This is a genomic window from Silvibacterium bohemicum, assembly GCF_001006305.1.
Lineage (GTDB): Bacteria > Acidobacteriota > Terriglobia > Terriglobales > Acidobacteriaceae > Silvibacterium > Silvibacterium bohemicum.
The window spans coordinates 678,758-691,441 of record NZ_LBHJ01000003.1 but is presented as its reverse complement, the minus strand read 5'-3'; the positions used below and the strand labels follow the sequence as shown (position 1 = coordinate 691,441).

Genomic DNA, 12,684 nt, shown 5'->3' with positions numbered 1-12,684 from the left:
ATGTAAATAGTTTAATTTGTTTAATTTACAAATTAGCGGCATTTCCGTGTACGATACGCGTACGATAGCTACACTATGTTGACGCTGTATCGACGCCACCTTAAGCGTTGCTCGAAGGGCAATGACCGCTACTGGAAACGCTGCTCCTGCCCCATGTGGGTGGAGGGTACGGTCAACGACACCTATATCCGGCGCAGCCTTCAGACCGCGAGTTGGGAACGAGCACAGGGACTCGCTCAAGAGATCGAATCCGCCGACGATCCCAAAGCTCCTCCCCCAAAGAAAGAGGATCCGGTCACGCTGGAGAAGGCCGTCAAGGAATACCTTGCCGACGCCAAGGCCCGCGACTTGGCCGAATCGACCCTCAGTAAGCTCACCACCATCTTCGAGAAGCAGTTTTTGACTTGGGCGAAAGCCGAGGGCTATACCCTGCTGCGCGAAATGGACCTTCGTGCTGTCCAGTCGTTCCGTACGACCTGGAAAGACGGCGGGATGGCAAAGAAGAAAAAGCAGGAACGTGTGACGGGCTTCTTCTGGTTCTGTATCCGGGCTGGATGGATTGCCACCACTCCGACCCTCAATCTCAAGCGGATTACCGTTCGCCAAAAGCCGACAGACTATTTTCCCCGCGACGAATACGCAAGGATAATCGAGGCGACTTACCAGCTTGATGAAGGAATGGAACGGGCCTATGACATTGAGAAACGCGGACAGCGCCTACGAGCATTGGTGGGGCTACTGCGCTGGAGTGGCCTGCGAATCCGCGATGCCGTTACGCTTGAAAAGGTCAGGCTGCTGGATAACGACGACCTCTTTCTCTATCAGGCAAAGACTGGAGTGCCGGTGTACGTTCCTCTGCCCCACAGTGTCTCTGAGGATCTTCGCAACGTGCCGCCCGGCCCCAAACCGAATCCTCGTTATTTCTTCTGGAGCGGCAATGGAGAGCCAAAATCCGCCGTGGCAGATTGGCAACGCGGCCTGCGGAGGCTGTTTGAAGTTGCTGCGCTGAAGAATGGAGACGAGACGCTGAAACGCTGTTTTCCGCACATGTTCCGCGATACCTTTGCCGTCGAAAATCTGCTGGCCGGAGTTCCTATCGACCAGGTTTCGCTCTTGCTAGGCCATAAGAGCGTAAAGATCACGGAAAAGCACTATGCGCCTTTCGTGAAGGCAAGGCAGGAACAACTGACTGCGAGCGTTCGCAAGGCTTGGGGAGACTTGGCTCCGAAGCCAGAAACGCCGGAACCAGACGAACCGGCGACAGAGAATCGCCTAGTGCGGTCAACTGGCCCGACGCTGGTGTACTCGAATCAGCACGCTCTCAGGAATGCGTAGATTGCAATACCCGCGCTTCCTAAGAGTTTCGGGCGTGCCCCATCTGAGGACGCCGCTTTCTTCCGCAAAGAGCCTACGAACTGACTTCTCGCTCATCCCCCAAAGCTCCGCAACCTCCGGCACGGTGTAGTGACGCTCCAAAGCGATGGATTGCAGCGTTTCCCGCTGCGGCGGCTTTCTCTCGAATCCATTCAGTCCCATACGCTGAATTCCTAAAGCTATCTCGTTTGGTCTTGCTTATCAGCGAGAGTCGCGCTTAAAAGCAGAATCGTCCAATGAAATATAGGGAGAGCGTCATTCCAAATTGGAATGACGACGGATTACCGCCGTATACGTCGTGATCCGAATCGTTGCCATTCCGGATTACAATTACGTGCATTCGGCGTATGGTCGCTCTCATATTGATGTATTTGCTGTCCTTCCCAGAATCGTCATCTCGGAGGATGGTCATGGTCTTACTGGTTGATCGGCCCTGGTATTTTCTGAGCCAGTTGAAATGTTAGTCTTCGGCAAAATCTGAAGGAGATTTTGCATGAAGAGAAGCGCTTTTCTGTAGAACAGATTGTGGCGGTGCTGAAGCAAGCGGAGCTCGGTGTACCAGTGGCGGAGGTGATCCGGAAGGTTGGGATCAGTGAACAGACCTTCTACCGCTGCGAAGGAGCAGTATGTCGGGATGGAGACGGATCAGGCTCGTCAGCTGAAGCAACTCCAGGACGAGAACAGCCGGTTGAAGCAGTTGGTCGCCGATCTGAGCTTGGACAAGACGATGCTCCAGGATGTGCTGAGAAAAAAGTTCTGAGGCCTTCGGGGCGGCATCCGATGGTCGATCATTTACGCGCCAAGTATTGGGCCAGCGAGCGGCATGCCTGCCGGGTTCTGCTGATGGTGCGGGGCACGTATCGCTATCATTGTCATCCAGAACCATGGACGGAGTTACGGATGCGGATGCGCGAGATCGCACAGAGCCGAGTGCGCTACGGTTATCGCAAGATCCGCGTGCTGCTAAACCGCGAAGGCTGGAATGTTGGGAAATATCTGGTGTATCGGCTGTACAAGGAAGAGGGCCTGGCCTTGAAGAAGAGGCCACAGCGCAAGAGGAAAGCAGTACGGCACCGGGAGGAACGCTTCATCGCGACAGCACCGAACCAGGCATGGAGTATCGATTTCGTCGCCGATCAGTTGCAGGATGGGACACGCTTCCGGGCGTTGACGATCGGTAGCCAACTCTTCCGAGACTGCAATCAGCACGTCGAGCACCGTGTCATTGTCAGCATCTGCGTGAGGCACACTCGCCTTGAAGTCCGTGGCTCGTCCCTTCTCGCCCTTCCGATATTTCGCCGTCAGAATGCCGCTGCAAGCGTGGAATAGCCCAAAACGCCGAGCCCGAAGGCATCGGCCATAGGAAGAATCTCTCGCTCTGTGGTGCGTTGCAGGAGGCTGTATTCCACCTCAATCGCTGAGATCGGAACCCAGCCCCGCAGGTCAGCAGTCTTTGCGGCCTTAGCCACGCGCGCAACTCATCGTGGCCAGGAGAGCTGATCTCCACCAAAGGCCGAATACATTTGCGCAGACTTGTCTTCTCGCCCAAACTAACCCTTGCAGTCGCGCGGCGGATCATACATATCGGTACCGATCCGATCGTAGCGCTTCTGCATCCTTCCCCGAGCGGGCATCTCCAATATGCGTCGCAGATGCGGCGGATTTAGCGGGCGTTAGTGTTTCCCCTTAAGCTTGTTCGGGCAGACCAAGCATCTGCGCACTTTCCACCCACAGCCCCCGCATTGCTGTGTCGCTTTGCGCCAGTTCCGAAGGATCCGGCCACGTCAGTTTGCCCTTCACCAGTGAGGCGTATATGCGGCCAGACGGCGGCACAGTCGTTCCGAGCCCCAGATCGGCAATCGCATTCCCTGCCTGCTCGAGCGTATTTGCCGGGCGAAGTTTAGAAGCGACCCCCATCATCAACTTTGCCCACCAGGGCCACGCGCGAAACAACGATGTGCCGGGCGTGAGTCCGGGATTGTAGGCTACGACCCGTATGCCATTCATCTGGGCATCGGTTGAGGCCTCAAAGGCACGTGCAGTAAGGAGATTACAGAGTTTCGAGCTTGCATAAGCCTTGATTCCCGGAATGAAGCCTTTGCCCTTAGCTTTGGGATGAGCCAGCGACTCGGAATCGAGTTCCTTCGGTCCGAATGGAACCATCTTGGGATCGTGGACATCGCTCGTGGTGATGACTATGGTGGCATTCTTCGAGAGGCAGGATAGCAGAAGCCTGAGGAGAAGATAGTGCGCGAGGTGGTTGATTGCGAATGTGGATTCGAATCCGTCACCTGTCCGCTGCTTAGTGTTTCCGAACTGAGCCCCGGCATTCATGATGAGGCTGTCGATCTTTGTGCCGTCCAACTTCTTCACGAGTGACTGAACGAAAGACCGAACATTCGAAAGACGCGCCAGATCCAATGGCAGGGTCTCGATCGGCGAATTCCTACTGTTGCGTGCACCCAGTATCAGTCTCGTGTTTGGAGTGTCGAAGATTCTCATGGCGGCAACTGCTCCGAAACCGGCAGTTCCGCCTGTCATAACAATTGTTTTCATTGAAGCAATCCTCTCTGTGGAACTAAATCGCTAACGTGTATCGACCGCCTAAACGTAGCCGCCCGTTACCTCGATACGCTCCGCATTGATCCAGCGATTGTCTTCAGAAAGCAGAGACGCAATCATCCGACCGACGTCCTCGGGAATACCGGCTCGCCCCAGTGCTGTCCCCTCGGCCACTCTCTTGTTCACGGCAGGATTGTCGCGGACGATCCCACCACTGAAATCTGTCTCTGTTGCGCCCGGCGCCACGACATTGACAGCAATCCTCCGCGGGCCGAGCTCCTTTGCCATGTGCTTCGATAGCACCTCGACCGCGCCCTTCATCGATGCGTAAACGGAACCACCTGGACCGATCATGCGAGTTCGAGCTGTCGATACGTTGACGATCCGGCCACCATCGTTGATGAGAGGAAGAAGCGTCTGTGTGAGGAAGAATACGCCTTTGAAGTGGACGTTGTAGATGCGGTCGAGTTCTTCCTCCGTCGCCGTCTCAAACGGCATGTTGCGATGGCTGTTCCCGGCGTTGTTCACCAGGAAATCAAAGCGCGTCGCTCCGAGCTTAGCGAGAGCGTCTTTCACGTTTTCTACGAAGGCACCCAACGATGCAATGTTGCCGGCGTCCAGTTGCACGGCGATGGCTTCCGCTCCTGCGTCTTTCGCTGCGGCAACGACCGCCTCCGCATCTGTGCCATGCGTGTGATACGTGAAAATCGTTCTGACGCCGCGTCTCGCGAGGCTTTCAACCGTACTGCGGCCAATTCCACGACTGCCACCAGTCACAATCGCAATCTTCGGTGGGATAACTGCATCCGTTGCTATCGACATTTTCTCTCCATTCTGATTCTATGTTGTCTGTCTAGACAGTTGTTCTTAGGGGGCCAAAAAAAATCAACTCAGCATTCGCCATAAAGCATCGAAGCCCTCTTTGCTGTGCTTCTTTGCATTGGCCGGATCCTGCGTCATGAAATCCATCGTTGCCTCCGCCACAGAGTTCATGAGCGCAACCAGGAAACCTTTTGACACTTTCTGCATAGATCCGTGGGCGCGAGCACGCTCCAGCAAGTCGGCGACAGGAGCCATCATCTCGTGTCCCGATGCACGCGTATCCGGAGTGATCTCGTCCGATACGCTGAGCTGTGCGAGCGCTCGCCGCTTATCCGGGTTCGAGATTGCCCAGTTCATCCATTTCCTCCACAGGTGGAAGAACTGCTCACGAACTTCGGCGTTCACCGGAAAGTTCATCGCACCGGCCGCCATTTCCATTTTTATTTCAAGATAGAGCTGATTGAAGAGGTCCGTTTTGGTCGCGAAGTAGGTGAAGAGCGATCCATTCGCGACACCAGCTTCTTTAGCGATGACCATGGTGGGCGCGCTCAGGCCCTGCATCACGATGATGCGAGTCGCCGCCTCCAGAATCGCGGCCCTCTTCTCGTCGCTCTTCGGCCTTGGCATATACCCAGCCTATAGGTAAACGTCTAGCCAGTCAACAACGACTCCGCTGTCTGTACCACTTGTGCTAGGCCTTCAGAAGACCGAGGCGCTGGAGGCTTTCCGCTGTCGCCACGATGCAGTCTTCGTTGGAGCGTGGTGCCCAGTTGAGGATGCGCTTTGCCTTGGCGTTCGTGAGGTTTCGGACGTTGCCGAGTTCGAGTGCGATGAGCCGCAGGTCGGGCATGAATCTGGCCAGAAGACGGACGAGCCAGTCTGGCATCTCGCGGGTCGGTACGCGACGGGCGATGGGGCCGAGGCGCTGCTTCAGAATCATCGCCACGTCGATAAGCTTGATGACATCTCCGGCGACGGCGAGGAAGCGCTCTCCCTTGGCGGCGGGGCTTATCATCGCACGCAGATGAAGGTCAGCTACGTCGCGGACGTCTACCCCACCGAAGGAGATGCGTGGACAGACTGGGACGGCCCCATCGAGAAAACGCTGCACTATCTCAACGGAGGTTGCGTAGTCGGGACCGAGGGCTGGGCCGAAGATCCCAACAGGGTTGATGACAGAGAGTTCGAGGCCGTTGCCCTCGTTTGCGATGAAGTCCCAGGCCGCGCGCTCAGCGATGGTCTTCGACTTTGCGTAAGCCGTGAGGCCTGGACCGTTCAGATCGGTCCAGTCGCGCTCGTCGAAGGGAGCCGTGCGCGGCTTCTGACCGTAGCCGATAGCGACGAAGGAGGAGGTGAGAACGACTCGCTCAACGCGGCGGCGCGGGCGGCACGAAGAACGCGGAGGGTGCCATCGCGCGCGGGAACGATGAGCTCGTCTTCGTGCTTTGGGGCTTTGCCGGGGAAGGGTGACGCGACATGGAGGACGAAGCGGCAGCTTTGGACCGCTTCAGTCCATCCGGCGTCAGCGGAGAGATCGGCTGCGACGAAGGAGAGAGCATCCAGCCGGGGAGAGCCAGCAACGTTCAGCATGGCCCGGACATCGGCTTCACGCTTCAAGGACCGGACGGTGGTGCGTACACGATAGCCTGCGCGGAGAAGCTGGTCGATACAGTGGGCCCCCACAAATCCGGAGCCGCCAGTGACGAGTACGAGATCTTCGTTCATAGGAACGAGCATACACTACAGACCGAACGTTCACTCTGTTTTATTCTGCTTTGACCTGCGCCCACAGACTTTCGGCGATCTCACGCAGAACGGCGGAGGATAGCTTACGGGGCAGTCGGGCGAGGCGCTCGATAAGGCCGATGGTAATTTCCTGGAGGACGTCAGCGGGCCACTCGTTGAGGACGCCGCCTTTGGAGCGGCTGGAGAAACGTTGGAGAAAGGCCGCGACGCGCTGATCGGTGGCATTAAGTTCAGGCTGGCAGGCGAAGCCGGCGTTTTTGTATTGTTCCAGGAAGCGCATTTCCTTCTGGTGCTTGCGATAGAAAAGATACATCCTTTCGCAGCCGTGGACGAAGGCCTGCTGCGGGTCCATTTCCAGGGTGAAGCCATCGAGGAAGCTGGCCATCTTGAGTGTGTGTATGCGCTCGTAGAGCGCCTGGATGATCTCTTCTTTGCTGGCGAAGTGGTGATAGATGAGGCCGGCACTGGTGTTGGAACGCTCGGCGATCAGTGACATGGGAGCCTCGTGAAAGCCACGTTCCACAACGACGTCCAGCATCGCATCGAGGATGGCGTCACGCTTGCTAGGCTTTGTTTTGGATGCCATGCGCCTATTGTTCCATGGCGGGAGCGGTATTAACTGTGACATGGAGGCTTCGTGGTGAGCAGGAGGGACGGATTCAGCGTTGGGAAGGGTAATGGAGTAAGTAAGCCCACGCCGGGTGGTCGGTTCCCCACTTCGGCTAAATCCCCAAAACGCTCTTTTCGTCAGTGAGCTGCTCAGGATTCTCAGTTGACGGTAAATCGCCAAGTCACTCATTGAGATGGACGAATTACTTCCCGAAGGCGACTTCTAGCTGCTGATCCTGCACACTATCGCGATCAGGGAGAGATCTCTTGGCCGCCGCCGGTTATTAAGGTGGTAGATTGTAAAACTGCACTCGTCATCCCATTTTCGATACACTTGCGGCTGTGGCCGCATGGACAAATCCTGATCGCTGGTCGGCACTTTGCTCAGGCGCTCTCTGTCCGATCTGACAGCTTGGCGAGCCGCTGGACATCGTGGCAACGCTGAATGCTTCCTGGGTCACGATGCAGGTAGCGGCTGGTCGCCTGATGACGCGAACTGTATTCACAATGGCTATCAGATGCTATACGAAATATGCGTTAAGCATCGGAACATCTGAGATCAACGTCTCCATACGATGAATTTTGTTCCTGCGGAGAATGAAGATGGTCGTGAGATGCTCGTCAAGAATCTTCCCTCCTTTGCTTCCGGTATTGTGCAAGAGGACACCTATATTCTTGTAGCCGACGACGACATGCTCCACTTTTACGTTTACTTCAAAGGCGTCCAAAATTTCCGCACGCATTAAGATTCCGTCGACACCGTGTACTTCGCCAGACATGAGACTGGTTCCAGGCAAACTCCATATGACATCGTCCATGACTAAAGATTGAAGCGTTTCCGAATTGCAGGTTTTTACTGCCATCGCGAAATCGATTGCCAGTGCCTTCTTTTGTTCGTCTGTCATATGGGCTCTCCCGTCAGTTGTGTGGGGTCCTCATGCTCATTGGCCACAAGGTTCGACATACTACCGGTTGAATTTCAGCGCATTTAGAGGATTTCGATGCAATCGGTCTGCAAGTAACCTGCCCGGCGTCCGGGGAATCTATTGAATCTACGTTCTTCTACTGGGCTTCGAGTCGCGAACATGAATGGCCCCGACATGAAGAGCCGAGCCCCCCATGCTTGTCGTTGATATCGCGCTATGGAATTGAGGCATCGTCCCTCTGCGTTCAACGAACGGGCGAGAAGTGAATTGCGCGTGTATTCCGTTACCCAACCCACTCTGAGCGATATACAGGGGCGGCTGGGCATTCCGCCTAAGCACCTTTAGCATGTGTCGCGGTGCACCGTGAGACCGTGCGGCCCTTCGTCAGAACAACGAGGCGCCGCTGGTCCACATCCGGGCCGCGACTATTGAGATACTGCGTCGCTATGGCATAACGTTGTGTTCATTGGTAAATAAGAGTTCGCAACGCTTGCGATCCATAAACGCTTCTTCGTCTGGGATCACGTTTTGCCTGTAGGTGTCCGATGCGAAGAAGGCTTTCGCGCCTGCGATGTCATCGAACCAGATCTCTGCGATGCCGTCGAACTTGGAGGCTGTTGTTCCCGGCAACGCATCGCCCGTGACGTGATTCTGGATATATTTCCGGACGTACTGCTTCGATGCCGGCTGGGCGGCAAAAAGGGGACCGTGGACATCGCGCCAATGCTCGATGTACTGCTCATATGTCAGGTCGCTTCGACGTACCATAAGAATGCTTAGCTTGATCATTGTTGTTTCCTCTCCGGATAGTAGTAGTTGACTTGGGTGATGCCTGTTAGGGCGAAGCAGTTCTGAAACTGGAGTCCGATGAACCTTGCAGGTCTTCTTGGTGGCTCAGCGTCACGACCTGACAGATCGGTAGCGAGTGTCCCGCAAAGACTCTGAGACTATGCGGCCGTCTGCTTGAGCGCGGCTATCGTATCAGCAGCGCTGATGATATGGCAGGCATAGAGAGGAAGGTTGACCTCGAGCGTCATCTTCATTTCTTCCCACTGATAGCTGGCGGTCGCGTCCTTGACGAGGGTCACGTCATATCCGAGCTCTACAGCGAAACGTACTGTCGAGTCGATACAGGTATTCGCACGGAGGCCGATCACGATCAGCTTGTGTACCCCATGCCGCTTGAGCTGAAGATCCAGATCGGTATTCGCGAAGCCGCTGGAGCACCAGTGCTCTTGGGCAACGATTTCGCCAGGCAGTGGCGTAAATTCGTCACGAAAGGTACCGCCCCACGAACCGGCGGTAAAGAGATGTCGTTCGTGACCCCACGTCTGAATCGGTGCGATGTACTTCCACGTGTTGCTTTCATCCTCAGGTCCCTGGTCCCGGTGGTGCGGGGCGAAGAACACCGGTATACCCGCGGCACGAGCGGCCTGGAGAGTCGTAAGCATGTTAGGTACGCAGTTCACGGTTTCTGCTATTTCCTTAATGAGTGGCCAGAGTATGCCACCCTCGGAGATGAAATCGTTGTACGGGTCAACTACCAGAAGTCCCGTCAGATTCTTTTCAAATGTCGGTGTACTCATCGTAAATTCCTCACTGTATGGCTTAACTGTGATGGCGGTGCTACCCACTGACCGAAGATTAAGAACAAAGACAGATCTGCTTTCGATTCGCAGTGATCATGCGCCGCCGGCTGCGGCTTTGGCCAATACTGTGTTAGGGAGGTTTTGATTGTCTCTACTTATCGTGAAATGTGACCGGCAGAACGGCTGGGACTACAGGGCACCATTAGACGATGGGCGCGAACTTCGCACTGCCTGCCGTCGAAGCCCGCTCTTGGGCTTATCAAAAGTGGTCCTAGATTGTATTACCGATGGAGTCACGATCACTGATCTAATCAATCAGAACGCAGTCTTAGACTTCGAGTTCAGCGACATGCAGCGCCATTCCCGAGACGTTGCATCCGTGTCGCTGACATTACGGAACAGAAGAGTTTCGATTCAAACGATCGGGCGAACGGTGGTTCCTGCGAGCGCCTAGGTTCAGCTGATAAAGGAGTAGTTCTGTGTCCATCCAGGAAGAATATGACGCTATCGTCATCGGTAGCGGTGAAGCAGGCAAATACATGGCCTGGCATCTCGCCTCCAAAGGTCAACGGGTCGCCAATGTCGAGGACAAGCAAGTTGGGGGAGCGTGTCCGAACGTGGCGTGTCTACCCAGCAAGAACATCATCCACTCCGCCAAAGTCGCTTCTTACTTCCGGCGCGGGGCGGAATTTGGAGTGACGCAGGACAATGGGAAAGTCGACATGTCTGCCGTAAGCACCCGCCGGAAACAAATGGTCAACGGACTTCGGCAGGTTCATATCTCAAACTACGAGAAGAGTCACGCCGAGATCATCATGGGCTTCGGTCGATTCGTCGGTGAGAAGACGGTACAGGTTACGCTCAAAGCCGGAGGGACCCGCGCCCTGAAGGCCAACCGCATCTTTCTCGATACTGGCTCGCGTGCAACCATCGACCTCGTTCCCGGGCTTATCGAATCGAGACCTCTTACGCATGTAGAAGTCCTCGAGCTCAACGTTGTTCCAGAGCACCTTTTGATTCTCGGCGGTGGCCCTGTAGGCCTTGAATTCGCGCAAGCCATGCGTCGCTTTGGTGCTCGCGTTACCATCATCGAACGCAGCCAAGCCTTGGCCCATTGGGAAGATCCCGACGTATCCGATGGCATCGCACAGCTTTTTCATGATGAGGGCATCGAAATACTCAGCAGTTCGACAATTACTTGCGTTGAAGGAATCTCAGGCCAGTCCGTCACACTTCACGTCCAGCGAGGTGATGGTGAGACCTCTGTCCAGGGTTCCCATTTATTGATAGCCACCGGACGCACACCCAACACTGAAAATATGGGTCTTGAGGTCGTTGGTATCAAGACGACTCCCTCCGGTCATGTTCAAGTCAATGAGCGACTGGAAACCTCGGTTCCCGGGGTGTGGGCAATGGGCGACTGCGCAGGATCGCCTCATTTCACACATATTTCCTTTGACGACTTCCGTATCGTGCGCGACAACCTTGCCGGTGGGCAGCGCTCCACAACCGGCCGTCAGACACCGTCTTGCATTTTCATTGACCCCGAGCTGGCCCGGGTGGGCCTCAATGAATCGGAAGCCAAACGCAAAGGGATTTCCTATCGGCTGATCAAGATCCCGATGCTCGCGGTTCTTCGCACTCGGACTCTTGGCGAGACACGTGGGTTTCTCAAGGCTCTCATTTCAGATGACGACCGAATCCTGGGATTTATAGGCTTCGGAGTTGGCTCGGGCGATCTTCTGCCGGTTGTCCAACTGGCCATGAGCGCTGGCCTGCCTTATACCGCGATAGGATCGCTGATCATAGCGCATCCCACTTTCTCCGAGGGACTGCAGAGTCTTTTCTCTACAGGGCCACTCAAAAAGTGAGTAGCTCTTGGCACCAAATAAGTCTCTCCATGTGAAGTTAAACAGACTTGATTTCGGTCCGCCCTCACAGCCAACGTTGCTCAAGAGCTGGGAAGGGGGCTGAGCAAGACAGCTGAAGAGGCCATGTCGTCGACGCTTGCCGTTATACCGAGGCCCCGCAGGTGGCCGCGAGGATTTGCGAGGTGCTCACATCGTCGGATATCTCATCTTCAGAGTTGAGAAAACTCGGACGCTCCTCACTCAGCAGCGCGGCCTCTTCCATTCTTTGCAGATACTGCAACACCGCGTCGCGAAGGCATTCAACTGCTTTTTCCTGATGCCCGATATACTTCAACTGCGCAATCCACACATCCTGCGCGGGCGAGAAGTCGCTGATATGAAGTACCTGAAGCTGATCGCGATATGGCGATGTTTGGTACACCTGGGGTGGTATTACCGCTAGTCCCATGCCCCGAGAAGCCATTGAAAGTTGAAAGTCCTTGCCGTCTGCCTCAATTGCTATCCGGAGCTCCATGTTTTTGCGGCTGAACGCATCCTCTAATGATCGGCGTGTACCGCAGTCCTCCGCATTCACAATCCACGAATGCGAGGTAAGCTCCCGGAGTGTCAGGTCATCGGGGTACGACAATGCATTTGAAGCTACAACGATGCCAGACTGTTTCCCGAGATATTCTGTGATGAGACTGGTAGGTGGTTCGGTGCCCTGAGAGAAGAGCAGAGCAGCTGCGTCAATCGTCTTGTTATGAAGACGGTCCAGAAGGGTCTTTGTCCCCTGGACGTAGGCATGAAGCTGCAGTTGCGGGAACTGATCTCGCAGACACTTTACGGGATCCAGAAGTGCGAGATCACCCAGACCGCGAACCATACCGAATCGAAACTCTCCGGATGGTTCGCCGTTGTGCACCATCGTTGACTTGAGATTGATGACATTCGCCAGGATCGGCTTCGCCAGATCATAAGCAGTCTGCCCGGCCCTTGTAGGCTGCAGCGGCCGCATCTGACGATTGAGCAGAGAGACGCCCAGCTCGTCCTCAAGGCTTTGAACACGACGGGAAACCGCGGATTGCGTCAGATGTAGGCGTGACGCCGCTGCCATGACCGAGCCACTATCGACAACTGCAACAAATGATTCCAAATCGAAGAGATTCATCTTTCCCCCCTATTGAGCCATGGTTCTGGCTCTCG

13 protein-coding genes and 1 pseudogene are annotated in these 12,684 nt (G+C 55.4%); 3 read left to right on the top strand and 11 right to left on the bottom strand.

All coding sequences use genetic code 11. The features are described from left to right. Positions 1–75: 75 nt before the first annotated feature. Together XX99_RS08450 and XX99_RS27685 are read left to right on the top strand one after the other, a co-directional pair. Positions 76–1,335 (top strand): tyrosine-type recombinase/integrase, encoded by a 1,260-nt coding sequence (locus XX99_RS08450; RefSeq protein ID WP_082125388.1) that lies wholly within the window; start codon positions 76–78, stop codon positions 1,333–1,335. A gap of 528 nt (positions 1,336–1,863) precedes the next feature. Continuing rightward, a pseudogene (locus XX99_RS27685) lies at positions 1,864–2,550 on the top strand (transposase); the annotation flags it as partial. Positions 2,551–2,675: 125 nt separating this feature from the next. On the opposite strand, the gene XX99_RS27160 reads toward XX99_RS27685, so the two are convergent. The 10 genes from XX99_RS27160 to XX99_RS08400 all read right to left on the bottom strand — a co-directional run bounded on the left by XX99_RS27160 (position 2,676) and on the right by XX99_RS08400 (position 9,625). Continuing rightward, complete coding sequence (locus XX99_RS27160) at positions 2,676–2,843, bottom strand: aldo/keto reductase (RefSeq protein WP_197081853.1); 168 nt, start codon at positions 2,841–2,843, stop codon at positions 2,676–2,678. A gap of 217 nt (positions 2,844–3,060) precedes the next feature. Continuing rightward, entirely contained in the window at positions 3,061–3,930 is an 870-nt protein-coding gene (locus tag XX99_RS08435) for an SDR family NAD(P)-dependent oxidoreductase (RefSeq protein WP_050058911.1), read from the bottom strand. Positions 3,931–3,978: 48 nt separating this feature from the next. Then, positions 3,979–4,758, bottom strand: a complete 780-nt coding sequence (locus XX99_RS08430) for an SDR family NAD(P)-dependent oxidoreductase (RefSeq protein ID WP_184084832.1) — start codon at positions 4,756–4,758, stop codon at positions 3,979–3,981. A 63-nt stretch (positions 4,759–4,821) separates the two neighbouring features. Beyond that, entirely contained in the window at positions 4,822–5,385 is a 564-nt protein-coding gene (locus XX99_RS08425; protein WP_050058910.1) for a TetR/AcrR family transcriptional regulator, read from the bottom strand. 64 nt (positions 5,386–5,449) lie between these two features. Beyond that, entirely contained in the window at positions 5,450–5,773 is a 324-nt protein-coding gene (locus XX99_RS28010; protein ID WP_231581205.1) for a hypothetical protein, read from the bottom strand. A 260-nt stretch (positions 5,774–6,033) separates the two neighbouring features. Further along, positions 6,034–6,483, bottom strand: a complete 450-nt coding sequence (locus XX99_RS28005) for an NAD-dependent epimerase/dehydratase family protein (RefSeq protein WP_231581204.1) — start codon at positions 6,481–6,483, stop codon at positions 6,034–6,036. 40 nt (positions 6,484–6,523) lie between these two features. Further along, entirely contained in the window at positions 6,524–7,090 is a 567-nt protein-coding gene (locus XX99_RS08415; RefSeq protein ID WP_050058909.1) for a TetR/AcrR family transcriptional regulator, read from the bottom strand. A gap of 544 nt (positions 7,091–7,634) precedes the next feature. Beyond that, complete coding sequence (locus XX99_RS08410; RefSeq protein WP_050058908.1) at positions 7,635–8,018, bottom strand: hypothetical protein; 384 nt, start codon at positions 8,016–8,018, stop codon at positions 7,635–7,637. 465 nt (positions 8,019–8,483) lie between these two features. Next, entirely contained in the window at positions 8,484–8,828 is a 345-nt protein-coding gene (locus XX99_RS08405) for an EthD domain-containing protein (RefSeq protein WP_050058907.1), read from the bottom strand. Positions 8,829–8,986: 158 nt separating this feature from the next. Beyond that, positions 8,987–9,625, bottom strand: a complete 639-nt coding sequence (locus XX99_RS08400) for an isochorismatase family cysteine hydrolase (RefSeq protein WP_050058906.1) — start codon at positions 9,623–9,625, stop codon at positions 8,987–8,989. 482 nt (positions 9,626–10,107) lie between these two features. Here XX99_RS08400 and XX99_RS08395 point away from each other — a divergent pair, with 482 nt between their 5' ends. Continuing rightward, positions 10,108–11,499, top strand: a complete 1,392-nt coding sequence (locus tag XX99_RS08395) for a dihydrolipoyl dehydrogenase family protein (protein WP_050058905.1) — start codon at positions 10,108–10,110, stop codon at positions 11,497–11,499. A 142-nt stretch (positions 11,500–11,641) separates the two neighbouring features. On the opposite strand, the gene XX99_RS08390 is transcribed toward XX99_RS08395, so the two are convergent. After that, the gene (locus XX99_RS08390) at positions 11,642–12,649 is read right to left on the bottom strand and encodes a LysR family transcriptional regulator (protein ID WP_050058904.1); all 1,008 of its coding nucleotides are present in this window, start codon (positions 12,647–12,649) and stop codon (positions 11,642–11,644) included. Positions 12,650–12,684 lie beyond the last annotated feature (35 nt).

Coding starts and splice junctions, on each gene's coding strand:
- XX99_RS08450 (WP_082125388.1), top strand. CDS start 76: ATGTTGACGCTGTATCGACGCCACCTTAAGCGTTGCTCGAAGGGCAAT.
- XX99_RS08435 (WP_050058911.1), bottom strand. CDS start 3,930: ATGAAAACAATTGTTATGACAGGCGGAACTGCCGGTTTCGGAGCAGTT.
- XX99_RS08430 (WP_184084832.1), bottom strand. CDS start 4,758: ATGTCGATAGCAACGGATGCAGTTATCCCACCGAAGATTGCGATTGTG.
- XX99_RS08425 (WP_050058910.1), bottom strand. CDS start 5,385: ATGCCAAGGCCGAAGAGCGACGAGAAGAGGGCCGCGATTCTGGAGGCG.
- XX99_RS28010 (WP_231581205.1), bottom strand. CDS start 5,773: ATGATAAGCCCCGCCGCCAAGGGAGAGCGCTTCCTCGCCGTCGCCGGA.
- XX99_RS28005 (WP_231581204.1), bottom strand. CDS start 6,483: ATGAACGAAGATCTCGTACTCGTCACTGGCGGCTCCGGATTTGTGGGG.
- XX99_RS08415 (WP_050058909.1), bottom strand. CDS start 7,090: ATGGCATCCAAAACAAAGCCTAGCAAGCGTGACGCCATCCTCGATGCG.
- XX99_RS08410 (WP_050058908.1), bottom strand. CDS start 8,018: ATGACAGACGAACAAAAGAAGGCACTGGCAATCGATTTCGCGATGGCA.
- XX99_RS08405 (WP_050058907.1), bottom strand. CDS start 8,828: ATGATCAAGCTAAGCATTCTTATGGTACGTCGAAGCGACCTGACATAT.
- XX99_RS08400 (WP_050058906.1), bottom strand. CDS start 9,625: ATGAGTACACCGACATTTGAAAAGAATCTGACGGGACTTCTGGTAGTT.
- XX99_RS08390 (WP_050058904.1), bottom strand. CDS start 12,649: ATGAATCTCTTCGATTTGGAATCATTTGTTGCAGTTGTCGATAGTGGC.